Here is a 25,925-nt window from a genome sequence, read left to right on the forward strand (position 1 = left end):
ATTAAATCAATCTTTGAAAATGCGCCCTTTGTTCGTGTACGGCACCTTGCTCTTTCCAGAAATCCTGCACGTACTGCTCGGCCGCCTGCCCGGCTCATCGGAAGCCCTTCTATCTGGTTATCATCGCTTTTCGATACACGATGGGGCTGATGTCCGCCCGTACCCCGCAGTATTCCCGCGTCCGGGCGCTGAAGTTCATGGACTGTTGCTTTCTGGGCTTTCGCCGGCGGAGCACGCCGTATTAGATGCCTACGAGGGTGAGGATTACGTGAAAACAACAGTCTCCGTGCTACAGGAGGACCGACAGCTGGAAGCCATTGTTTATGCCTGGCGTGCGGACAAAAGAGGGCAGCTGAAAGGCGCATGGGACCCGGAGCAGTTCAGGGTGCAGCATCTTGAGGCCTACCTCCGGCATATGAAATAGAAAAAAGCCGGATAAGCTTCAGCTGACCTTCCTGATGGCATATTTCCTCTGGCAGGGTTTCGAAAATATAATTTCTTTTTCCTAAATTGTGAGCCCTCCCACCAACAATCACTTACCGGGCAACACTACAGCTAGTCTTTCATAACCCATTCGGCCATTTACACCGCTTGTAAATGGTGCGCAAAACACAAGTAAGCATGAAAAAAACGCTCTACCCACTTGCATTGCTATGCCTGTTCTTATCCCTCCCTCATTTCTCATCCGCACAACAATGGTTTAAAGAAGCCCATTTGCAAGACGCACAGCGGCTTGGCGGCCCTCGTCAGATACAGCCTGATGAAGCCCGGCTTATTAGTGTGGACCTGGAAGCGCTGATCTCCGTGTTGTCTGAAGCCCCAATGTGGCACACACCGGAGGCTGCGGAAGGGGCTGTGCATCTGCAGTTGCCCTTGCCCAACGGCCATAACCGGACCTTCAAAGTAGTGGAGGCACCGGTCATGGCGGAAGGCTTGTCCGCCCGGTATCCCGGGATGCGCTCCTTTGCGGCCTACAGCCCGGAGGATGGCACCGCCTACGCCCGCTTTGGGTACACCCACAAGGGGTTCCACGCCATGATTCTTTCCGGGCTGCACAGTACAGTATTCATTGATGTTTTCTCAGATGGGCAGACCCGCTACCATCAGGTGTACTACAAATCTAACTATAACGGCATACCAGGCAATGAATTCAGCTGCCGGATGCATGCCGATGCAACCACAGAAGCTACCGGTAATTCAGATACTCCGCCTGCCGCCCTGCTGGGTGATTGTTTGCTGCGCAACTACCGCCTTGCGATTGCCTGTACAGGGGAGTATGCACAGTTTCACGGTGGTACCGTGCCCGATGTACTAGCGGCCTACAACGTGGCCATGACCCGGGTCAATGGCGTTTATGAAAGGGACTTTACGGTCCATATGGAGCTCATTGACGAAACGGATCAGGTCATTTTCCTGGATGGGGCCACGGATCCCTTTACCAATAACAGCACCGGTACGCTAATCAGCGAAAATCAGGGTGTGGTAGATGGCCTGGTAGGCTTCGATAATTATGATGTCGGGCACGTATTCAGCACAAGTGGAGGTGGTGTGGCCTCTCTGGCTTCGATCTGCACCAACCGAAAGGCCCGAGGCGTTACGGGGTTGCCATCACCAATTAACGATCCGTTTTATATTGATTATGTAGCCCACGAGTTTGGTCATCAGTTTGGCGCCAACCATACCCAGAACAACAATTGTAACCGGGTGGCTGCTGCAGCCATGGAACCTGGCAGTGCCTCCACGATTATGGGGTACGCTGGGATTTGCAGCCCTAACGTTCAAAACAACAGCGACGACCACTTCCATGCCATTAGCATACAGGAGGTCACCAATACGATAGAGTTTGGGGCTGGTAGTACTTGCCCCGAGCTGATTGATGTCGGGAATACAGGGCCTATCCTTACGGATGAAGAGGAGGTGCTGTTCCTGCCGGTATCCACGCCTTTTTTCCTCAGGGCAGAAGCGATGGATGCTGAAGGGGATGCACTGACCTATTGCTGGGAACAAATGGATAATGAGATAGCAACGATGCCTCCTGTTTCTGCCAGTACAGGCGGGCCGGCTTTCCGGTCTTTATCGCCAACTCCTGATCCGGTGCGCTACTTTCCCAATTTGAATGCAGTGGTTGCCAATACACAAGACACCTGGGAGGTACTGCCTTCCGTTTCCAGAACCATGAGCTTCCGGTGCTCCGTCCGGGATAATTTTCCGGGAGGTGGATGTGTGAAGGCTACGGATGTGGAGCTGGTTTTTTCAGATGACGCCGGCCCATTTGTAGTGCAACAGCCCAATACCAGTGTAGTCTGGGAAGTAGGCGCTCTGGAAACCGTCACCTGGGATGTAGCGGGTACCGATGGTGCACCGGTGAATTGCAGCGCTGTGGACATTTACCTGTCCAAAGATGGCGGCTTCACTTATCCGGTGCTACTTGCGCAGGGCGTGCCTAACGATGGAGAGCAGGAGATTCTCGTTCCGCTCGAACTGACCAGCATGGCAAGGATTCAGGTGGTCGCTTCCGATAATATTTTCTTTGATATTTCTGATGAGGATTTCGAAATTCAGTTGCCGCCCAGTCCGACGGTCTTAATGGCATCCACGCCTTCAGCTCAGGCGCTGTGCAATGACGAAAGTGCTACGTTTGAGATTTTTACCACTCCGGTGGCCGGGTTTTCTGAAATGCTGGACTTGTCGGTGACCGGGCTTCCAGATGGGGCCACAGCTACCTTTAGTGCCAATCCGGTCGGGGCAGATGCCTCAAGTGTTCTTACCATTAGCAATCTGGCGGATGCTGCTTCGGGCGTGTATGAACTTTCCCTTGTGGCGGCGAGCCCTTCTGTCAGCAAGAGCATAGAACTTATTCTGGATCTCGCCGCGGGTGCTCCTGTAGCGGCCATCCCTGGCACACCGGCTGGGGGCGCCCAATCGGTGCCCTTGAATCCCACGGTGAGTTGGTCGGCCTCTGCTTTTGCGGATCAATACAGGCTGGAGGTCGCCACTTCGCCGGCATTCGGTGCAAGCACGGTCATCGAAGAGACCGTTTTAGATACTACTCTTGAACTGGCGGGACTAGCAGAGTTCACGGTTTACTACTGGCGGGCAACTCCGGTTAATGAATGTGGAGCAGCCCAGGCCCCGGTATGGTCAAGTTTCCAAACCCTTGGGAACAATTGCACCGTGTACACCGATGCCGAACCTGACTTGGTAATCCCGCCCAGCGGCACTGGTGAATTTACGACTACCCTGACTACCGATGGCGACTTTGCGATACAGGACCTCAACGTAGGCTTAGCCATCAATCACACCTGGCTTGGCGATCTGTCTGCGGCCCTATCTTACGAAGGCGGCCCGACCGTCACCCTGTTTGATCAGCCGGGCGTTCCGGGGTCAGACTTCGGGTGTTCTCAGGATGATATGCTGGTGGGTTTCGATGATGAGGCCTCGCTCACCGCTGATGATTTAGAGAATTTGTGTGAGGCCAGCGGCCCCTATGGTATTTCCGGCAACTTCCAGTCTCTAGACCCACTGTCTGCTTTTGCAGGCTTATCAGCTTCCGGTACCTGGACCCTCACCATCAGCGATGCTTTCAATCAGGATGGTGGAAACCTGGTGTCCTGGTCGATTGAAGCCTGCCCCCCCTCTGATGTGCCAGACCCTGCGGAAGTTTTGGCCAATCAAACACTGGAAGTCCCTTATGCACAGCAGGAGGACATCACCGCTGATTTTCTGGCTTTCGAGAAGGGGGCCCTTGCTCCGGAAGACATCTTCTATACCCTAACTGCTTTGCCTGAGCATGGGGCACTGCAACTGAGTGGCAGTGGTGCCCTTTCCATTGGCGATGTATTCAGCCAGGCAGATGTCAATAACGGGCTGCTGTCCTATCAGCACAATGGGAGCGCTGCCACAACCGATCAATTTATGTTCGACCTCACGGATACAGAAGGCGGATGGCGCCCGGGCGAGACGTTCGAACTGCTGATTTTGGAGCCTGCTGTATTATCAGCTCTGGCCAGCATAACTAATCCACTTCGTTGTACCGGCGATACGGATGGCGCGATTGAAGTCGCCGTAGCCGGTGGGTTGCCGCCTTATGTTTTTACCCTGAATGCAGGCACCCCACAGGACAACCCGCTTTTTGATGGGCTTGGAGCTGGTGTGTATACCATCGTTGTAAGTGATGATTCCGGGCAGGAGATTACCTTGCCTTCGGTAGACCTGCAGGAACCCGACCCGCTGGAGCTGTCCGCAGGGTTATTGGTTAATACGCTGGTTTTGGAAGCTACAGGGGGCACGGGGCCTTATCAGTATAGCCTGGATGGTGGTGTGGCCTTCGGTCCGGAGTCCTCCTTCGAGGGGCTGCCCAATGCCGTCTACAGCATCGTGGTGGAGGATGCCAATGGGTGTCTGGCTTCCGTTGAACTGGAAGTGAATTTGCTGCAAAGTGCAGACCTTTCGGTAACGGACAACAGCTGTGCCGGTGCCGCCGATGGCAGCATCACCGCTACGAATATTCAGGGTGGGGTAGGGCCTTACAGCTACAGCCTGAATGGAGGGGACACCCAGTCGGGCCCGGAGTTCACGGCTTTACCTGCCGGCAATTATGACCTGCTGATTACGGACGCCAACGGTAGCGTGTTGCAGCTGGATAATATCGAAGTCGGTGCCCCGGATCCGCTGCAGTTCAGTACCGGTCTCACCGGTAACGACCTAACCCTTATTGCCACCGGTGGTACACCGCCCTATCAATACAGTATTGATGGTGGTGCGACTTTTGGCACAGCTATGGCGTTCAACGACCTGCCCAACGACACCTACGAGCTGGAAGTCCTTGATGCGAATAACTGTTCGGTTGCAGGTAGTATCACCATCAACCTAATTGTTGCCGCAGAATTCAGTATTACCGATGCTTCCTGCAGCAATACAGCCGATGGCAGCCTGACGGTGGTCTCCATAGAAGGAGGGGAAGCTCCTTATACCTATCAGTTGGGAACCGGGGCTGGACAGGACAGTCCGGTGTTTGAAAACTTGTCCGCAGGCGATTATGGGCTTACGATTACGGATGCGAATGGCAATCTGTTCCAAATAGCTGGCTTATTGGTTGGTGCTCCGGCCCCACTTACCTTATCCGCAGAGGCTACACTTAATGATCTTATCTTATCCGCTGAGGGTGGTACGCCGCCCTACAGCTACAGCATTGATGGCGGAGCGACATTTGGCGATGACTTCACATTTAACGGTCTGCCTAACGGTACCTACGCCATTGTGGTAGAGGATGCGAATGGCTGCGCGGTTGCGGGCCAGGCAACAATCAATATCATCACAAGTGCTGCTGCATCTGTAGTGGAGGTGAGCTGTGCCGGTGCGGCAGATGGGCGCATCAATGTGGATGGAGTGCAGGGCGGTGTGCCTCCCTATGCCTACAGCCTGGACGGTGGGGATCCGCAAGACAGCAGCATTTTTGAAAACCTGCAGGCTGGAACTTATACCGTAGCTGTTACCGATGCCAACGGCAGTTCCTTCCTGGTAACGGATATTGTGGTGGGAGCGCCACCTGTGCTGGAACTGGCAGCTGATGTGGAGGACAATACCCTGACCCTGCAGGCATCAGGAGGTACGCCGCCTTACGCCTTCAGCATAGACGGTGGGGATACTTTTGAACCTTCCGGTGTTTTCACCGGGCTGGACAACGGAGACTATACCGCTCTTGTGGTGGATGCAAATGGCTGTACCGTTGGGGTTGATGCTAACATCAATATCATTGTTGGTGCCAATGTCGATGTACAAAATGCATCCTGCGCCGGCGATGGCGATGGAGCCATTCAGGTGTTAAGCGTAACCGGTGGCGTTGCTCCTTACATCTATCAGCTCAATGAGGGAGGCTTTGGAAGCAGCTCGGTATTTTCAGATCTTGCTCCTGGTGTTTATAATCTGGAAATTCAGGACAGCGAAGGGTTTATTTATAATATCGCTATTGAAATTGATTCGCCCGCACTGCTTGAGGCGGCCGTTGAAGTCGTTGAAGATGCGATTACTATTGCAGCCTCTGGTGGTACGCCACCCTATGTATACAGTATTGACGGAGGGGCGAACTTCGATAGCCCGTCCTCCATTACCGGCCTGCCCAACGGCGTGTACGAGGTAATAGTGATGGACATCAACGGCTGCCAGAGCGAAGTGCAAAGCGTCACCGTTATGGTTTCCAGCTTAGGAGGCTTCCCGGCAGACTGGGCCGTACGTCTTTCGCCCAATCCTACTACCGGGCCTCTGATGATGGAGGGCAACGGCTTTGACGTGCCGGAACTGCAGTGGTCACTCGTAAGCCCGTTGGGGCAGGTGCTGCAATCGGGACGGGTGCCAGTCACGCATCAGCAGTGGCAATTGCCGCTTTCGCTCGGACAGTTGCCCTCAGGCATCTATTGGGTGGAGTTGCGCACGGCAACAGCCCGCGGTGCCTGGCCCGTGATTAAGCGGTAGGCGGATTAAATTGAAGGGATCAAAGGAGCGCTGGGTTATTCAACTTCCCAGCGCTCCTTTTCTTTTTCGGGGCGGGCTTCCAACTTTGGGGTTTCGGGCACAAAGGTGATGTCTTCAAACGTAACTGCTCCCTGGGTATCTACATGCAGCAGAATAGACTGATAAGGCTGAAAGTCAAGCTTTACCGGCACCTCATGACCATTGTAATGGATTTTCACCGGGCGTGAAACACCGTTTTCCATAAGAGACTGACCGTAGCCCATCGGAAAACTTACCGTTTTGGTTTTTGGGTGGGCAAAGAAGCACGTCAACCCTGTTCCTGATTCCCGGCACCAGTATTCCGGCAGGTCTGCACCGGTCACAACCGGCGAAATTCCTGTACTTATGGATTCCCAACGGCGGTAAACCGAAGGCAATTGCAGGAGGGTGTCCACCAGTTTTTGGTAACCCACCGTATCTGTGTTTAGGCCGGGCGGTTGGGGCACCTGTTGCATGACTATTTTCAGGTCCGACTGTGCGGCTCGTATAAATGCTTTGAGTGAGGCCGTATCCAGGTAGTTGGCATCCACATACAATGTTTCCACTTCAGTTTGACCGGATTGAAGTTTCCCATCATTTACATTGGCTTCCTTTAGCAGGTTGGCATTAATCCAGAGTGGGTGGTAAGGCTGCAAAAATTGCGGCAACTGCAGGTAGCGGTGCTCATTGTGGCTCCAGGCCCATATGTATTGTTTTTCTTTTGGCATTTCCCCTTTAATCCATTGATCTTCCAGTGGCAGGTAGACGGCGACTTTACTGTAGGTATGCCCCTGCTGAAGCGCTTGGCTAACCTTAGTGAGGTATTGATTGAATACCGGAAGCTCCCGTGCCAGATTACCGGATGGGCCAAGGTGCACGCTTGCAAAAAAAGTATCCTTTTCGGTACGGCCCATTGCTTTGCCATGCCAGATGACCTGATTGACCCCGTTGGCAAAAAGGGCATCTGCCAGCAGCTTCAGGTCTGCTGTTTGTTCGCGTTTCATCCAGTCGGCCGGCCAGCCATAAAGGCAGGTGAAGGCCTCAGCGGTCACTTTGGGCCGGCCAGTCCAGGCAGCAGCAGCGGCAGGGATATTGGAATAGTAAGGCTCGTAGAGCAGGGCTTCACTTTCCGGCACATCTACCGAGGCATAAGCCTGGAGGATATCACAGGGGGCACCAGCGCACTGTGCGCGGCTGTAGGCTCCTAACTCATGCGCAATAGCACTGAAAGGGCGGTAAAACTCATCAATGACCAGTTGGGAAATGAGCCGCTGATAGTCGTATAGCACATGCTGATAAGGTAACCTGGAGACATACAGGCTGTCTAAATAAGGCTCCAGGTCATACCCATAAATGGCGCGAAAGTCTTCCATGAACCCAGTGGTGCCCAGATAGCGTTGCTCCACCTCCCAGGAGTCCACAAAAATGCCGCTTTGGGTGCCCGATTGCAGGGCGGGCTTGAGGGCTTTACCCATCCGCTCAGCATAGTTTCTAAGCGCCTGCTCATTCAGGTGGTCCACAACCAGCCCTTTCCGGGGATGCTCCCAATGCAGGCGGAGTACCTGCCGGAAACTACTGTCGTTGAGCAGCATAGTGGCTTCCTCCCGTGGCACCTGCGTATCGCCAAAGGGCCAGAGGGTGCCAAAGGTTACATCAAATCCGAGGCCCAGGCTATCCGCTTTTAGTTTGGCGTACCTGACCTTTTCCGACCATTCAGGCGAAAGCCATTCCTGGCGGGGCGTAGCGACGGTGTCCCGCCGGTTGAAGGGGTAAATCCAGGCCACTTCCACACCCCCGAAGTGATTGGCCTTCAACCATTCCAGGTCGCGGTCAATCTGGGCTTCCTGTATTTCGCTGGCAAACCACCACCATCTGGTCCAGGGTCGGGCGTTGTCGGCATGCATTTCCTTAGAAGTATTGGGAACCTGGCATCCAGCTAAAATCAAAAGCAGAGGAAAGAAATAACTTTTCATAGTAGGGTCGATAAATTGTATCAGGCTAGCCACCCGGCGGTGGCGAACAAGCCATATTCTAAAAAGAACAGCCCCCACACGGCCTGATAGTAGCGCATGATGGACGCTTTTTCCGAGAGGTCTACCCGGCTGGCCAGGAGGAGAAAACCCAATAACAGGCTAAGGTGCCCCAGGCCAAAGAGCAAATGATGTACCTGAAGGTCAGCCCATAGAGGAAGGGTGGCCAGCAGGAGAAATAAACCGCCCAGGAGGCTGTTGCCAATCCAAAAAACGCGCCGGAGGCCGACTTTGATCGATAATGTCTGAATACGGTAGGCCTCATCTCCTGCCGTATCCGGCATGTCCTTAAACCAGGCGATAATGAGCCCGTAAATGAAAATGGCAACCGTGAGCCAGATAATGATGGGCGGAAGCGCGGTCTCTCCGCTCAGTTGATTGTAAAAGTGGAGGAACAGAAGCAAATTGACGATCAGCCCGCGCACCGCAATAATGCAGAAGGCTGCCCAGAAGTGAAACCGCTTCAATCGGAGCGGGGGCAGGGAATAGGCGATGCCCAGCAGCAGGCTCAGCCCAACGGTCCACATCAAAAAAGGACCTCCGTACACAGCAAGGGCAAGCGCAATAAATAGTGCAATACCAATAATGGCTTGTCCGGTACGGACAGTGTAAGCACCCGATGCGAGCGGCAGGTAAGGCTTATTGATGCGGTCGATTTCGATATCGGTCAGCTGATTGAGCCCAACGATAAAAATATTGGCACCCAGGCAGCTGATCCAGGCGGTAAGGAAGGTGTGCCAGTCTCCTGTATCTTTGCCAGCGTAGCTGAGGGCAAGGACAAAAAGTGCCAGCACGCTCAGGCTTGTACCAATAATCGTATGTGGCCGGCTGAAGCGGATGAAGTCCATCATGAGGCTATACCGGTTTTTGAGCTTGCAAAACCCCGAAGCAAATGGTACCATGCCTGAACCCCCGGGTCATATACCGCATGGCCAGCGCCCCGCGGATGGTAGGCAGCCCAGCTTTGAGTAACCCTTTGAGGCTTTTTAGTTTCAGGGCAGACTGGATCACCGCCTGCCAGAAGGGAGCTACCTGAGCACTCCAGTCATCCGTTTGCAGACTGGTGAAACCCGCTTTTTCTGCATCCTGACACAGCCTGGACAGCGGAGCCAGGGGCGGAAGGTGGTACAAATGCCGGATACGGTTGAGGATCTGTTCGTCCTTTGAGGTTAGAGGCGGTGGAGTTTCGCGGTGGCACCAGGTTGCCATGAGGAGTTTGCCTCCGGGTGCCAATAAGTTATAAAATAACTGTAGCATTTTGGCTTTGTCCTCAATATGCTCTGCACTTTCCATCGACCAAACCAGGTCAAACGGGCCATCTTCAGGGCGGAGCAACATCATATCCCGGGCTTCGGTATTTACAATATTACTCAGGCCTGCTTCCCGGTTGTAGGCGGTGCCGCGTTCTGCCTGTACGGTGCTTAGGGTGCAGCCCAAGACATACGTTGCCTGTAGTTTTTCTGCTAAATACCGGGAGCTGCCGCCTACGCCGCAGCCGGCATCGAGAATCCGGCTGGCCTGCCTGACACTGCCCCATTCCAACATCACACTGACCAGGTCAAGCTGTGCCTGCCGGTGGTCTTTATCGGAAGCCCCATCGCCATAGTAGCCATGATGCATATGCTCCCCCCAGGTATCCAGCCATACCTGAGTGGAGCGGTCGTAAAAATGAGCGATCTTGTCATTGAGCACGGACTGTAATTTTAGGGGATGAATCAATGGTTTTAACGAAACAAAGCAATGAGCAGGAGGATCAGCACGGCCGTAATGAGCAGTGCTACAATTTGGTGCCGGTTGAGGCGCTCCCGCTCAGCCTCTGGTATATGCGACTGATCGGTAAAAGCCATGCGGACGTAGCCAAGCAGGGCGGCGGGTATAAACAGGAACCCGGCCAGCGACCCAATCAGTACCCTGAAGATCATGAGCAAACGCCTGCCCAGGCCCATTTTCTCAGGCTCAGTTTGAGCTACAGGGGCAGGGGGCTGCTCCGTAGTATCGGTCAGCGGTTTGCGGCCAGCCAGTGCAATGCCGTATTTCCCTTTGCCATCCACCCACTGCGGCTTGACATAGCAGACTTGCAGGTCCTCAAAGCCTGCCTCCCGGAACCATTGCCAGTATTCTTCTTCTTTGGGAAAGAGCATCCAGAGTTCTGCGATAAACCGCCCCACGGGATTAGCCGGTTCCAAAGGGCCAATCATCAGTGCCAGCCCGCCAGGCTTCACTACCCGGTAGGCTTCGCGTATGCCTTTGGCGGGGTCTGGCCAGTATTCGATACTCCCCGCCGAGACATAGCGGTCGAAGCTGTTGGAAGGCAGTGGAAGATTTTCGGCATCCCCCTGAAGGAAGGTGCAGCCCTGTAGTTCAGGCTTGGCTTTCGCCTTTGACATTTGGTGCGGGCTTTGATCCACACAGGTGACCTGTTGGGGAGGGACGATCTTTACAATCCCTTCTGTGTTAAAGCCCGTGCCCGACCCTACATCCACAACTTTAATGCCGGCTTCCTGCAATTGCCCGAGCTGCAGCGCCTTGTCCCGCATAGGGACTGTCCAAAAGAGCGGATTGACAATTTTGTCGTAAAAGATGGATAGAAAGCGGTAAAACCAATACGCTTCCTGCTTGTGTTGTACTAATCTCATAATGCTGAAAGATTAACGCCAGATACTGCTGGCGAGCATCGTCAATATAAGACATTAATGCTAACCTACAGCTTGAAAATGGATTATACCGACGATAAAGTAGTTTGCTGTGGTAAACCACTTAATCGTCGGTATAAACGCTGGAAAGTGACCTGCTTCTGTCCTGACAAGCTACGCTTTGTCACGGGACGATGTCGCTAGTCCAAAATTCCAGACGATGAATGTCTGGATCATTGACCCTACATTCATCGTTCCCTCGTGCTGACCGTCAGCGCCAGTAGGTGACCACTATGTTAAGCGTATATATTTTAGCTCCCTATGCTGTAGAGTTTGGGGCTTTGTTAAAGAACGGTTATTCCAATGCGATTTTAAGAACGCTTGGCCGACTGCCATGTGTATATATAGGCGGGATTCGTGCATCAAAAACAACGCTGTCAGGGGTGACGAGCCCTTTTCTTATAACATCTGATCCAAGCAGAGAACAGTAAAGCAGGCTATCTGCCGGATTGACCTCTACGGCAGCAATGGGGGCATCTACGGTTATTAATTTAAATTTTCGGGCATCAAGGTCGGCAACGCCGATTTGCCGGGACTTTGGGCTGGCCCAAAAAAGCTGGTTATGGATGCTGTCAACAGATAGCCCATCCGGGTAAAGCCCGGCATCGGAAATAAAGTCGGGGTCTACCTGGAGGGTAAGCAAGTCTATTCTTCCAATTTTATGATTGGACACATCCGTCCAGTAAAGTTTCTGGTTTGCAATATCCAGCTCTACAGAAGAAGGCTTGCCTGGCAAACGGTTTCCAAAGGCGGAGTCAAGGAGTTGTCCCTCGTAGTTAAAGACCTTAATGGTAGAATCGCCATAATCAGCACAGAATAGCATCTCTTTGTCTGGGTATAGGGCAATGCCTGCGGGGTATTTTACCTCTTTAATGTGCTGGTCCTTTAGGCTGCCGGGGATAATTTGTGAGTTGGTCATGTTCAACCGGGCACAGGAAATCCCCAGATAAGACTCGCTGGAATTGGAATTGGCCCAGAAAAGCAGCTGGTTTTTGTAGTCATAGTCCATACCAGTGAGGTACCTTCTGTTGGAGATAACCTGAATGGGTAAGTCTCCTTCTGGAGGCATTACTGCAATTCCGTTATCATTTCTAAAAAGGAGTAAGGTTTTTGGGAGGGAAGGAGTTGAGGCAGATATACTCTTGAAGAGAAGAAAACCGGTCGCAAGAACAGTACAAACGGCAAAGATTACAGCTTTAAAGGAAGCGTTTTTGAGGGGGGCAGCTACCGGAACGGGCCTTTCCTCTGCATTTTCGGCTTTTTCTTCTGCAACCTCCTGATTGGCAGGGGCTTCGGAGGTGCCAGCTTCAGCATGAGTGAATTTGCCATAATCATCGTAGGACTGGTAACCCATGTAAATGGCAAACATGTTGCGGGTAGTGCGGTTGCCCTGGCTCTCTCTGGTAATGAAGATTCGCCTAAAAGAATCATAGGAAATGGTAGACCCATCGGGTATTGCCCCGTTTTTAGGATGTTGCCAACCACAGGCCGCGATTAGGGCGAGGTCTTCAGCACAACGCTTTTGCAATTGCTGATGGAAGTATTTTAGAAAAGGATCGATCTCTGACTTTGTCCATTTTTCAGGCGGTTCTCCACCGGTATCATTGGTAATGTGTTGGGCTACATCAATCCAGAATTTGGCTTTTGTGCTCATTTGTTTGCAAAAAGTTTGCAAAACGCAATTGCAAAGGGGAGGTTAGGTTGCGTTTCGGGGTATTGTTTGATATTGACATCGTGAATATATGGATTTTCACTGGTAGAGGCTCCAAGCGGAGGCGGCTAATTTTCATGCAGAATCATCTTTTTTGTGCATCGAAATTCCGGTCATGAAGTAAGCCGCTTTCTATTGTTTTTTGAGGTGCTTTTCACCCTGCGTCCTTTTTCTATTCGCCAGCTGATTTGACTCACTTTGCGTTAGCCTTTCCAGGGCTACTTAAAAACCAAATTCTATGAAACGAATCGTAGTTGATTACGCTTTGCCTCAAACAGCCTTAATATTTGCATTGTTGTTTTTGTCTGCACAGCAAACATATGGTCAAGGGTCGCCTCAATTGGAGTCCCCATTGCAGTTATTCGAAAATGCAAAACCAATACCTTTACCAAAGTGGGCTCCTCCGGTAGACAATCAGCCCAACCAAGTCACCAGGTTTGATGTAGCTACACAATCCGTTTCTACTTACGATTTGTCCGAAGATTTGTCCCCTTTGCCATCAGTAGGCTCCCCGGGAGTTGAGCTGCCTGATTGGGCTTACCCGGGTAATGATATTCCAGATGCTGAGGAGCTACTAACTTTCACTAATCTCAGCTTGGTGACCAATACCAATGAATACCCTTGGAGTGCGAGTGTAAAACTGTTTATTGAATGGCCTAATGGGCAGATCGGTGTTTGCTCAGGAGCGCTCATTGATCCTAAACACGTGCTCTCTGCAGGCCATTGTGTTTACAGCCACACCAATGGAGGATGGGCCGATCAAATATTTGTGTACCCTGGATACCAGAATCAACAAGCTGTCTTCGGGGGTGGGATTTCAGCTTCACTCACGTCCCTAACAGGTTGGACTGTAAACCAAGATTTTAGTTTTGATCTGAGTGTCATCGAATTAGATAGGCACATAGGTGGTATAGCAGGCTGGTATGGCTATGACCAAAATAGCAATAACAATTTTTTCCTGAATAATACTTTTCATAACCCCGGTTATCCTGCGGACCCACCCTACGATGGTGAATTCATGTATTATTGGTACGGCGATTATGACCTTACTTTCAATGAGATCGTTGTCCATTACAATTTAGGATATCCTGGTCAAAGTGGCAGCAATTCCTATCATATAGCCAATAACGACCGACGGACGCATGCTGTGCTAACACATAATGCAGCCCCTTTTATTAATTCTTCTATACCAGCTACAGGTCATACTCGTTTAACACAAGGCAAAGTTAACTGGATTAATAACACTATTGCAGACCATATATCTAGTACTCCTGATTTATTGCCCCTAACATTATTTGGGGCCCCGGGTAGCATACCCGCAGGCAATTCACTTTCAGCGCTCTCGGTATTGATACATAATTATTCAGTAGCTGCTTTTTCTGGAAACCTGCAATTAGAAGTTTATCTCTCTGACAATGAAATCATTTCAACTTCAGATACTGAAATTTTTAGCGGTAGCGTCTCAGGCTTCAACCTTCCGGCAAGAGGTACACAAGAGGTAAACTTTACGCCGAATAGCATTCAGGTCCCGAGCAATACCCCCCCTGGCAACTATTTTATTGGTATCAGGATAGCTAATTCTGACGCTGATAACAGCAATAACACGAGCCCTGAGTATTATCTGATGCCTATTACTGTTACACCCCCACCATGCCTTGCGCCAGCAGGTTTGAATGCTACTAGTACTGGATATGCTCACGTATCACTGAGCTGGGATCCAGTGCAAGGAGCTACAGGGTATCAAACCCGATTCCGGCTACTTGGTAATTCTACCTGGAACCTAAGCAGTAATATATTTTCTAATACTGCTGTAAACTGGGGAGGGATGACGCCATGCAGTACCTACGAGTTCCAGGTAAGGGCGCAGTGTGGCAGTGATTTTAGTGATTTTAGTAACACCATTGTTGCTATTACAACGGGCTGCGGTGATCCATACTGCTACACCTATGGGCTTTCTTGGGACCAATGGATCGAAGGTGTTACCTTTTCAGACCTCAACAATAGTTCTTCCAACGGATACGGCTATACCAACTTTACGAATCTGAACGCCACTGTAGAGCAAGGAGGAGGCTACAACATTGGGTTAAATCCGGGTACAGATGTAGCGTCGACCACTCTGTACTGGAGAGTTTGGATTGATTTCAATAACGATAATGACTTTGGAGATGCCGGGGAACAAGTGCTTTCTGTTACTGGTAGCAGTACCGCCCTGGCCTCAGGCAATATCGATATCCCGGCAAGCGCCTCTACAGGTACCACACGGATGAGGGTTGCTGTCAGCCCTGATGGGTATCCTACGCTGTGCACCACAAATGGAGATAAAGATGTGGAAGATTACAGCGTAACTATCATAACGCCTCCCTGTCCACTACCAGATAATTTCGTAGTGGAGTCTGTAGGGGTTTCTCACGCGGTGCTCGATTGGGACGAGGTTTCTGATGCAGAAGACTACATCATACGCAGGCGCAAACAGGGTACAACTACCTGGGTGGAAGGTACAGTTGCCAGCTCCTCCGCCATTTGGGCCAATTGCGAGCCCTGTACGACCTACGAATTTCAGGTTTTGACCAATTGCAGTAATAGTAATAGTGGTTTCAGTAACACCATCACTGCAACAACACAGGGCTGTGGGGATAGTTACTGTTACAGCTATGGGCTTTCCTGGGATCATTGGATTTCCGGTGTCAATGTGGCTAGTCTTGCAAATACTTCAGCAAATGGATATGGCTACACGGACTACACAAACATCAGTGCAAATCTCACTAAAGGCGACAGTTACACCCTCAACCTTACTGCAGAGACGGATATAGCACCTGCAAGTATTTATTGGAGTGTTTGGGTGGATTTCAATAATGACAATGACTTTGCGGATGCTGGTGAGCAGGTGTTTTCGGCTACCGGACCCAGCAATGGCATTACCACCGGAAGCTTTACCGTGCCTTCAGCTTCAGCTACGGGCCCAGCCCGGATGCGGGTGTCAATGGGGCGCGATGCCTATCCGGCGCCATGTGAAACCGGCAGCTGGCTGGATGTGGAAGATTATTCCGTCAATCTTTTGGCCCCTAACTTGTTCTTAAATGTTTCCCCGCCTAATTTATCCTTTCCGGCATCTGGTGGTTCTTCCAGTTTGATGGTCAGCTCCAATACATCCTGGACTGTAGTGGACGATACTGCCTGGATCATAGTGAATTCCCCCAATGGCTCCGGCAGTAGCACTTTGAATGTGGATTGTAGTCCTTATACCGGACTGGTACCCCGTACTGCAAACATCACAATTGCCACCACTGATGGGCTTATTGTCAGGCAGGTGCAAGTCACTCAGCAACCGGCCGATCCTCTATTGGAAATTAGTCCGGCAGTGCTGAATTTTGGAGCAAACGGTGGAAGCGCATCCGTAAACGTGACCTCCAATCAGGACTGGGTAGTCGGTTCTCCCGGAGTAAGTTGGTTTCAGATACCTATGACAAGCGGTACAGGAAACGGTGCCATTACAGTACAGTGCAACCCCAATACCAACAATAATAGCCGCAGTGGTACAGTAACCCTCACTGGCAGTAGCGGCGGTACGGCAACCCTTACCGTCACACAACAAGGCAATCAAATATGTGGTACGCCACAGGCCCTGTCTGCAAACACCTTGCAGCCTACCCGGGCAACGGTATCCTGGGAAGCGGTCAATGGGGCCACCGCCTACTCGCTTGAAGTGAGGCTTTTGGGCAGTAACACCTGGGAATCTTTCACAGTGGCTACTACACAGGTGGAACTGTCAGGCTTTGCCCCCTGTGAATTTTATGAATTCAGGGTGATGGCCAATTGTGGCAATACGTTCTCAGTACCTTATACCTTTCAGACCGAAGGGTGCGGTCCCTATTGCGACAGTTACGGTATGCGCAGCCTGCAGGTACTGGATTAATCCTCTTAAAGAACTATTCAAAAGATCGGAAACGATGAAAAATAATATAGTATTCGGCATGCTGGCGGTCCTTTTTTTACCGTGCCTGGCTCAGGGGCAAGCAGAAGAGCCTAGGCTTTCCAATCGTTTCGAGAAAGCCTATGAAGAAGTCCAAAAAGCGACTAACCATGAGCGGTTACAACAAATTATTCAGGAGCAAAGGCAGGAAAATGCCCGTTTACAGATCATTCTGGATTCTCTGGAGCGGGCAGGTGTGAAAACCCGGGGCGAAGGCTGGCAGGTAACCGATATTGATGAGGCAGGAAAACTTATTTATACGGCTAATAACAGCAATCTTATTGCCGGCGCCACAACTTCTACTGATCAGCTTTGGGGGGGGAGTTATAACCTGAACGGTGATGGGATGTTTGCAGGTATTTGGGAGGCTGGTGAGGTGCCATTAGTTTCACATCAGGAATTAGAGGGAAGGATAATTCTAAAGAATAGTACCTCCGCCGATGATCATGCCACCCATGTCGCAGGTACGATGATTGGAGCAGGAGTAGAGCCCAGTGCCAGAGGAATGGCTAATCAGGCTTTGCTACATGCCTATACCTCGCTTTTTGATAATTCCGAAATGGCATCAGCTGCCTCAAACGATAACCTGCTCATATCCAATCATTCATATGGTCAGATTACGGGCTGGTACTACGGAGAATTTGTAGCGAGTCTAGGTACAGGATATTATTGGTTTGGTGATTTTAACGATACCGAAGATGATCGTTTTGGTCGTTATACAAGTAGGCCTCTTGGATGGGATCAAGTTGCTTATAATGCTCCTTACTATCTAATTGTTAAGTCAGCCGGTAATGACCGAAATGATACCGGGCCTTCCTCGGGAGAGTATTTCGTTAGAAACAATTTGGGTAGTTGGGTCAGCAGCAGTGCATTTCGGGAAGATGATGGTGGAGCGGATGGATATGACTGTATACCTGAGGGCGGTGTAGCTAAAAATATCCTTACAGTAGGTGCAATCAATGATTTGCCAGGTGGATATACCAATAGCATGGACGTAAGTATGTCTTCTTTCAGCAGTTGGGGTGGGGCCGATGACGGTCGCATTAAGCCGGATATTGTAGGCAATGGAGTAGGGCTGTATTCTTCTACTGCAGCTTCAGATACCGATTATAGCTCCTTTAATGGAACCTCTATGTCGGCTCCGAACGTATCAGGGAGTTTATTACTGTTGCAAGAGCTTCATGCAAGGGAGACGGGTAGCTTTATGCGCTCTGCAACGCTAAAGGCGCTTGCCATTCACACTGCTGATGAGGCGGGCCCTGCGCCAGGGCCCGATATGGCTTATGGTTGGGGAGTGCTGAACGCTAGGAAAGCGGCAGATTTCATACTCAGCAGCCTCGATAATGATGGTGCAACAACCATTGAGGAAACACTCAATACCAATGGCACATTCTCTCAAAATATCGATAGTGAAGGTGGACCGATCCGGGTAACGCTGGTTTGGACTGACCCCCCGGGACCATCCTGCTCTTCGTCAGGGTGCCCGCAAGCACTGGTAAATGACCTGGAGCTTCGGATCGTGCACAATGGAACTACTTATTTCCCTTACACTATTCCCCAGCCCGGAGCACCTGCTCAGACCAATCAGCCCAATAATGTAGACAATGTAGAACAGGTATATTTGCCTGCTACAAACTCAGGCTCCTATCAAGTACAGGTTTTCCACAGCGGTCAACTGCAAGGCGGTAACCAAGATTTTAGCCTGTTAATTTCCGGAGGCAGTGGTTCGGGCAGTGCCTCCAATCAGGTATTCATTCAGAGCAGGCAATTGAATGGACAACTAAAAGACTCAGGTCATGATTATGGGTATGCGGATTTCACAAACGAAGTTCCCGTAAGCCTGGACCCCGGGCAAAACGTCAACCTAACGCTTGCTGCCAATGGTGATGGTGCCTTCCTGCCGGTGTATTGGTATGTTTGGATAGATTTAAACCAAAACCAGGTATTTGAGTCGCCCGGTGAACTCATGCTTAGCAGCGGCCCGGTTCAAGATGCAGTTTACAATGGCAGTATTTCGATTCCAACTACCGCAATCAGTGGAGACACCCGTATGCGTATTACTGTTAGCCAGGAATCGGACACAGGGCCCTGCGCGGTACATAGCGGTGAGACGGAAGATTATACGGTGCTAATCGGTGCTCCTGCAAGTATAACCTTATCTCCCGGTCAGCTAAGTTTCCTACCGGCAGGCGGCAGCCTGGCGGTTGCCTTGTCTACCAATTGCAACGATTGGTCCTTCTCTAATGTCCCCTCATGGTTGCAGGTGCAGCCGGCATCTGGAAGTGGAGACGCCAGCATTACGGTGATGGCTACAGCTAATGTTCATCCCAACCCCAGGACCGCTTCTGTTACTGTGTCAGGCTGTGGCATCAGTACGACTTTAAATGTCACTCAAAATGGTCAGAATGGTGGTAGTGGGATCAGCTTTACACCACCCAATATTACCCTGGACTGGGCTCAGGGTAGTACAGCACAAGGTAATGTTGTAGTTGGCAGCAGTGCTTTTTGGACGGCTCAGCCTAGCGACTCCTGGATAGAGCCCAGTCAATATGCAGGTACCGGCCCGCTCGCACTCACTATTTCGGCTGCATCTGATAATTCCACCGGGCAGAACCGGTTTGGCACGATTACATTGATGTCTGGTGGAAACAGCTTTGTAATCAATGTTGAGCAACTGCCTGAGCCGACGACGGGCACTATGCCGCCATGGGGTGAGCCTACGCCAACCAATCAGGCTGGCACCTTTATTGCGCAGGTTCAGGTAGAAGGGCTGCCTGCGAATGCAGCAGACTGGGTTGCCGCCTTTGATCAAGATGGTAATGTGGCTGGTAGCAGTCAGGTCATTCTCAGTCAGGGTATTGCTTACATCAATATGGTGATTTATGCAGATGATGTACAGACTCCTGAAGATGAAGGGGTTGGTGCGGGCGAAGCCTTTACTCTTCATCTATGGGACGCCAGCGAAGATGAAGTTCTGGATTACCCGTTCACCGGAGCTGCTACCCTTTTTACAGAATGGGTAAATACGAACGGGGCTCCCATGCCTGCATACAGCAACCCGGATGCTATTTATAACTTCGAGCGCTCTTTTATAGATATCATACCCCTGCGGGCAGGATGGAATCTGGTTTCCACAGATGTGGTACCTACAGACAGTAGTGTCGTCAGTTTGTTCAGCGGATTGCTGCCTGGCAATCTTGAATATGTTACCGGTTTTGATCAGGATGCTATATTTTATGATCCCTCTTTGGCCCAGTTTAGCACGCTTACCCATTGGACAAGAGGTTTTGGGTATTGGGTAAGGGTTACTCAGGAAGATACCCTGCGCATACCCGGGCAACTTATTCCGGATACCTACTTTAAGCCAATGCAAGACGGTTGGAATCTGGTAGCTTATTTGCCACAGGACACACGTGCCCCGCAAGATTACCTTAACGGGTTTATTACTGAAGGGCAATTGATAATTGCAACAGGCTTTGATGGGAACTACATCTATTATGACCCCGAAGCCAATCCAATTTTTAATGGTTTACAGGAAATGCGCAATAGCCTTGGGTATTGGCTCAGGCTACAGAATACTGGCTCACTTCAATCAGTTGATATCCGGGGTGCCGGGCAGCGTCCGAACCTTAATTATTCCTTCCTTTGGGGTACAACCAATGCACCGGCTGGGTCGGTTATTGAAGTGCTTAATGAAAAACAGCAACAGGTTGGTGTATTGCGGGTTCAGGAGGACGGCTTGATTAAGCCCAAACCGTTTTATGGTGAGGACCTGTCCATAGATTCCGGTGATGGCATTCCGGAAGGAGAGCATTTGTATTTCCGCTTCGGCCAACAGATGGCGGATACCGTGCATATCTTTTACAGTGACCGTTTGCCCCACCGGTTGTCTTTCCAATTCTCAAGCTTCCCCTCTCAACGAGCTTTGACTGCGTCCCCAGTGCCCTTTTCAGAAATACTTAACCTAAAGTATGCACTATCAGATGGTGGTGAGGCACTGATTTTGATTCGGGATGCCCTGGGGCGGACCATACATCAACAGCAATTGCTGCATGCCTCAGGGGGGACCTACCAAACTACATGGGCCTGCGCTTCAGCAGCAGAAGGGTTGTACACCATTAGTTTGATTCATAATGGTGCGAGGATTGAATCCCTCCCGGTTATTCTACAGCGATAAGTCAATGCCTGAAGCTAAAAACCCAATACGGCCATGATTATACTGAAACCTGAATTAGCTAAAGCTTTCCTTTCAGCCTTTTGGTGGTTAATGCTATTTAATCCACAAACCCTTAGGGGGCAGCCATCTTCTTTTGATTACACGCCGACTATCTTTGCAGGAGTCCTGTTGGGGCAGGTAGAACTTGACGCTTCGCCTGCGGCCACAGGTAGTTGGGTTGCTGCCTTCGACAGCGAAGGGAATTGTGCAGGGGCATCCGAAATCGTATCTTTTGATGGCGTCACTTATGCCAATCTGAACATTTTTGGAGATGATCCGTCAACAAATACGATTGATGAAGGGTTAACGGAAGCCGATGTGTTTATGCTGCTGCTCTACGACCCCATAGAGGATCAAGTCTTAGCGTATTCCGAAAACGGGCAAGCGGTTCAACTGGGAAACTGGACGAACAACAACGGTGCCCCCATGCCTGCATACAGTGACCCTTCCCGGGTTTTTTCGTTCACTTCGGGATCATCAGTATTGGAAGTTACTGATATCTTAACGGTCTCGCCTGCCTGTGCTGGTGATACCAACGGAAGCGTTGCTATTACTACAGAAGGCATTTTTCCTCCCTTGAGCTTTGTTTGGAATACCGGCGCAGAAGGTGCGACCTTAACCGAAGTAGGCGAGGGAAGTTATACTTGCACTGTAACGGACGCATCCGGTCAGGTGGTTACCATTGGACCGGTCACGCTTCAGGAGCCACCTCCACTGCTTGTTGAACTGGCTGATGGGCTTGATACCTGCAACGCTAATATGGGGCAGCTGGCAGCGATTGCGGACGGGGGCACCCCTCCTTACAGTTATTCCTGGTCACATGGGGTGGAAGGGGCATCAGCTCAGGCCCTTGCTGAGGGCATTTATACCGTGCAGGTCATGGATGCCAATAGTTGCAACATTTCGGCTAATGCGACCGTGGAGCCCACTCCTGAACCGGATATAGTTTGGCAGAAGGAAGCACCTCTTTGCTTTGGTGGAACGGAGGGAAGTATTAGTGCTGAAACCGATGGTGGGGTGCCGCCCTTCACCTGGTTGTGGAGTACCGGATCGGCTTCCAATTCCATAGAGGAGCTATCTGCCGGTAATTACAGCCTGACTGTAACAGATGGATATGGTTGCAGCTATGTATTTCAACAGGAACTGCTTCAGCCCGACTCTCTGGCGGTATCGTTTGATGTAGAGCCAGCTTCATCCCAGGGAGGTGGCAGTGTATTTACAGCGGTCAATGGTGGTACCCCTCCGTTACTATACGAGTGGGATGCCCCGGGCTGGCCAACTACCGCCGATTTATTACAGGTAGAAACAGGGACTTACACATTAACGGTCACAGATGCAGCAGATTGTATTTTGGTAGATAGCGTAAATGTACCGTTAGGGGTAAACATAAGCTGGGCTGCTACGGAGTTAAATACCCGGTTTTTTCCCAATCCATCAACTGGGGAAAACCTGTTTTTGGGGTTTGAAACAGTTATACCTGCTATAAGTACAATTGAGATATATCAGGTTGATGGACGCTTTGTTGGAACATTCCCAATACAAAGAGATGGTCCGTATTATAAAGCTAATGTAGGGATTATATCCTCAGGTGCTTATAAAATTTTTCTTCCAGAGCTAAAGACTGGAGTGCCTGGAATATGGTTCGTGAGCCCTTAAGGTTTTACTTTAATTGGGCTACATACCACACCTTTAATGAAGAGGTACTCCTCAGCGAGCCGAAGCAGGAAATTCCTTTCTTGGAGGAATTGCCGGGCCGTAGCACAGCAGAGTTGTCTGCAAGGGTGGAGAAATCCACAGAAATGCCTACCTTTTGTCAAAAATATGCCCAAGATATACGCCAATCAAACAGAACTTTACTACGAAGAGCATGGTAAAGGTCCTGAGACGCTGCTGTTTGCTCATGGCCTGCTTTGGAGCAGTCGCATGTTTGCGGATCAGATCGCGTTTTTCAAAGACCGGTACCGGGTCATCGCCTACGACCACCGGGGACAGGGGCGGAGTGCGGTTGCAGAGGGTGGGTACGATATGGATACCCTCACCGGGGATGCTTTGGCCTTGCTTGATACCCTGAAAATCGACCGCTGCCACTTCGCAGGACTGAGTATGGGTGGGTTTGTCGGGCTGCGCCTGGCCAGTCGGCACCCTGATCGAGTCCAGTCCTTGATTCTAATGGGTACTTCTGCCCAGGCAGAGCCGGCAGAGAACATCCCGCGCTACCGGATGCTCAACCGGATTGTAAAACTAGTGGGCACCTGGGCGGTCAGGCGGCCAGTCATGAAGATCATGTTTGGCCCATCCTTCCTGCAAGATCCTAACCGGCGTTCGCTCAGGAAGTATTGGGAGCAGCAACTGACCCGCAACAGCCGGAGCATTACGCGTGCAGTGGAAGGCGTCATTGAGCGGGAAGCAGTACCACCAGAGGCCTTAGCTGATATTCAGTGCCCAACGCTGGTATTGGTCGGGGCGGAGGATGTTGCCACCGTTCCCGCCAAATCAGAATACCTTGCAGCGCACATTCCAAATGCCCAATTGCTCATTATACCCCGCGCCGGCCATACCTCATCCGTCGAAGAGCCGGAGGCGGTGTGTGAGGCTATGGCTGCCTTTCTGGATAAACAATAAAGCAGGGCCTACTCCGGATGATATATCCGAACCGCTCCGTTTAGCACCGCCTCCTTATCCAGCGTCATCGGCTTTAGCTCCTGCTGAGTGAAGCGCTGCATTTGGTCAGTATAGTGCGGGCTGTCGGGGCGGGCGGAAGCTCCGTAGGCGTTGATGCTTTCAATTTGAACCCTTTCCTCGCTGTAGCGGACAAATTGTATGTAGGAATCACCGGAGACCGGGCGCAGGCGGCCATCCTTTTGCAATTCGCTACGTACTGCGGCGAGTACATCCGGGCCGCCACCCATGGGCAGGCTGATATCGCCCCGGCGGTGCTGCTGTAGCTTGCCGAGACGGACTACAGGTTGTCCAAAGTGCTCGACGAAGTGGTCTTGAACGGAACGCAAGGCTTCTACCAGCCGTATTTTCGGAAGGGTATCGAGCTCCAGCACTGACTGTCCGGATTGCAGCGCAGATTCCAGGTGGAAATAGGCAAGAATGGCCGTGGCAGCGGCCTCGCTATTAGCATCTGCCACCCGGTCCCAATCCCGCAGCAGGAGGATTTGCTCCTGAATTTCCGGATAATCAGCCGGGTTGAGATGGAAAATGGGCTCAAACCAGGGTACGGCTACCATGGGCTGCTCATAAGCCTGATCATACTTGATGCGTTTGAAGTCCTCGTAGCTCACCTGCTCGTATTGCTGTATTAAAGCCTGAAAGCGGGCGCCCCGGTTGGTGAGGTCGTTGGGGCGTTGGTACCCCATGTGGGGTGGTACGGCAGTGGTATCGGGGTTGTCTCCAGGGCCAGTGCTGCGGAAGGGGGTGTGGTTGCAGTTGTAAACATAACCTGAAGGCGGGTCAAATACCTGCACCAGCTGGTCTACCGGGTAAAAGTCATTTTCCCAAAGGGTGGCGGAAGTATCGCCGGGCAGTATGCCTGACCAGTCGTAGTTGGGGTCCCGTTTGGGCAGCAGCCCATTCCCGAGATGATAAATATGCCCTTCGCGGTCCGCATACACGATGTTGGTGCAGGTGATGCCTTGAAGGTCCAGCGCCGCCCGGAATTCATCCCAGTTCCGGGCTTTATTCATGCGGTACCACTGCTCCGGTGCTTTGATGGTCTGATTGGCAACGGTGCGAAGGGCGAAAAAACCATTGGGCGTTTCGAAGGTAATGCCGTATTTGCTCTGGTAAAACTTTTGCTTTTTGCCTACCGGCAGCAGGCCCAGCAGGCGGATGCGGGCTTTGTAAAAGTCAGGCTCCAGTTTCAGCCATTTCCCATTAAACCGATAAGTCAGGTCCCGTTCCGGGTGCATCTCCAGTTTGTAGATATCTGTGAAGTCGGGATAATTGACGGTATGTGCCCAACCGAGGTAGGGATTGGTGCCCAGGAACAGACTGACACCCCCCGGGAAATTCGCGCCCAGCATATTCCAGCCCTCTTCACTGCACACATGAGCCTTGTACCAGGAGTAGAGCCCTTCCAGCGGTTGGTGAGAATTGGCAAGCAGAAAGGTCTCGCCGGTTGTCGTTTTGTGCGGGGCGATGGCGGCGGCATTGGAGCCTCTTTCCTGATCAACTTCCTGCCCCATGCGCCCGCTGAAAATGGCGCCCAGGGGCTCATCAATTTGCGAAAGCAGTGCCAGCCCGAGCATGTAGGAGGGGATAAGGTCTTGCCCGTCCACCGGGAAAAGCCTGCGGTGGAGGACTTCCTTTGGGTGCCTGGCTGCATAGGCGTTGAGCCCATCGGCATAAGCTTCCAGTATCTTCCGGAAATCCGGGCTGAGGTCGGTGGTGTAGCGCTCCCGGGTCGTTTTTCTTGCGCCCAGCAGGTGCACAATCACATCAAGCTGAGCGCCTTGCCTGCCAAAGACCTGCCCCATCAGCCCTTTAGCGGGCAGCAGTTGCTTTTGCATGGTGAGAAAGTCATCCTCGGCAGTGGCCCAGGCCAGCCCGTAGGCGACTTCAGCATCCGTAGGGGCAAAGATGTGGGGTACGCCCCATTGGTCGCGGGCGATTTCGATATTGGCAGGGTCAATCTGAGCGGGAAGAGCATATTGGGTGAGCCAGAGACAGACGAATATTAAATATCGCATTGAACCGGTTTTGCCCTAAAGATAAAGAAGGATTCTCGAATTTCTGCGGGCGAGGTGCTGTTTCCTCAGGCAACACCCTAACCCCGGAAGTCGTTATACCTATTGTATCAATCCATTTA

The 25,925-nt window shown here is 51.4% G+C and carries 12 protein-coding genes and 1 pseudogene; 7 read left to right on the top strand and 6 right to left on the bottom strand.

Translation table 11 applies throughout. The annotated features are described in order from the left end of the window. The first annotated feature begins 19 nt into the window (after positions 1-19). Positions 20-424, top strand: coding sequence for a gamma-glutamylcyclotransferase family protein (locus tag MRY86_RS08320; protein ID WP_293566817.1), 405 nt, complete (start codon positions 20-22; stop codon positions 422-424). A gap of 197 nt (positions 425-621) precedes the next feature. Next, on the top strand, positions 622-6,471 hold the full coding sequence (locus MRY86_RS08325) for a reprolysin-like metallopeptidase (RefSeq protein WP_293566816.1): 5,850 nt from the start codon (positions 622-624) through the stop codon (positions 6,469-6,471). A 35-nt stretch (positions 6,472-6,506) separates the two neighbouring features. Here MRY86_RS08325 and MRY86_RS08330 read toward each other — a convergent pair whose 3' ends face one another. From MRY86_RS08330 to MRY86_RS08350, 5 genes are all read right to left on the bottom strand, one after another. Continuing rightward, positions 6,507-8,393, bottom strand: a complete 1,887-nt coding sequence (locus MRY86_RS08330; protein ID WP_293566815.1) for a glycosyl hydrolase — start codon at positions 8,391-8,393, stop codon at positions 6,507-6,509. Between the two features lie 89 nt (positions 8,394-8,482). Beyond that, on the bottom strand, positions 8,483-9,370 hold the full coding sequence (locus MRY86_RS08335; protein ID WP_293566814.1) for a homogentisate phytyltransferase: 888 nt from the start codon (positions 9,368-9,370) through the stop codon (positions 8,483-8,485). A gap of 4 nt (positions 9,371-9,374) precedes the next feature. After that, positions 9,375-10,211 (bottom strand): methyltransferase domain-containing protein, encoded by an 837-nt coding sequence (locus MRY86_RS08340; RefSeq protein ID WP_293566813.1) that lies wholly within the window; start codon positions 10,209-10,211, stop codon positions 9,375-9,377. A gap of 32 nt (positions 10,212-10,243) precedes the next feature. Next, entirely contained in the window at positions 10,244-11,155 is a 912-nt protein-coding gene (locus MRY86_RS08345; protein ID WP_293566812.1) for a methyltransferase domain-containing protein, read from the bottom strand. 352 nt (positions 11,156-11,507) lie between these two features. After that, positions 11,508-12,866, bottom strand: coding sequence for a hypothetical protein (locus tag MRY86_RS08350; protein WP_293571256.1), 1,359 nt, complete (start codon positions 12,864-12,866; stop codon positions 11,508-11,510). A 295-nt stretch (positions 12,867-13,161) separates the two neighbouring features. On the opposite strand from MRY86_RS08350, the pseudogene MRY86_RS27155 reads away from it, so the two are divergent. From MRY86_RS27155 to MRY86_RS08370, 5 genes and pseudogenes are all read left to right on the top strand, one after another. After that, positions 13,162-13,695: pseudogene (locus tag MRY86_RS27155) on the top strand (trypsin-like serine protease); the annotation flags it as partial. Between the two features lie 1,053 nt (positions 13,696-14,748). Then, the gene (locus tag MRY86_RS08355) at positions 14,749-16,836 is read left to right on the top strand and encodes a GEVED domain-containing protein (RefSeq protein WP_293565565.1); all 2,088 of its coding nucleotides are present in this window, start codon (positions 14,749-14,751) and stop codon (positions 16,834-16,836) included. 34 nt (positions 16,837-16,870) lie between these two features. Continuing rightward, the gene (locus MRY86_RS08360; RefSeq protein WP_293565563.1) at positions 16,871-21,070 is read left to right on the top strand and encodes a S8 family serine peptidase; all 4,200 of its coding nucleotides are present in this window, start codon (positions 16,871-16,873) and stop codon (positions 21,068-21,070) included. 33 nt (positions 21,071-21,103) lie between these two features. Then, positions 21,104-22,765 carry a SprB repeat-containing protein gene (locus tag MRY86_RS08365; RefSeq protein WP_293571258.1) on the top strand — a complete coding sequence of 554 codons (1,662 nt, stop codon included), beginning with the start codon at positions 21,104-21,106 and terminating at the stop codon, positions 22,763-22,765. Between the two features lie 165 nt (positions 22,766-22,930). Beyond that, on the top strand, positions 22,931-23,731 hold the full coding sequence (locus tag MRY86_RS08370) for an alpha/beta fold hydrolase (RefSeq protein WP_293565559.1): 801 nt from the start codon (positions 22,931-22,933) through the stop codon (positions 23,729-23,731). A gap of 8 nt (positions 23,732-23,739) precedes the next feature. Here the strand turns inward: MRY86_RS08370 and MRY86_RS08375 are convergent, their stop codons facing one another. Then, positions 23,740-25,806 carry a penicillin acylase family protein gene (locus tag MRY86_RS08375; protein ID WP_293571260.1) on the bottom strand — a complete coding sequence of 689 codons (2,067 nt, stop codon included), beginning with the start codon at positions 25,804-25,806 and terminating at the stop codon, positions 23,740-23,742. Between the last annotated feature and the right edge of the window lie 119 nt (positions 25,807-25,925).

The sequence above is a fragment of the Phaeodactylibacter sp. genome (assembly GCF_022763345.1).
GTDB lineage: Bacteria > Bacteroidota > Bacteroidia > Chitinophagales > Saprospiraceae > Phaeodactylibacter.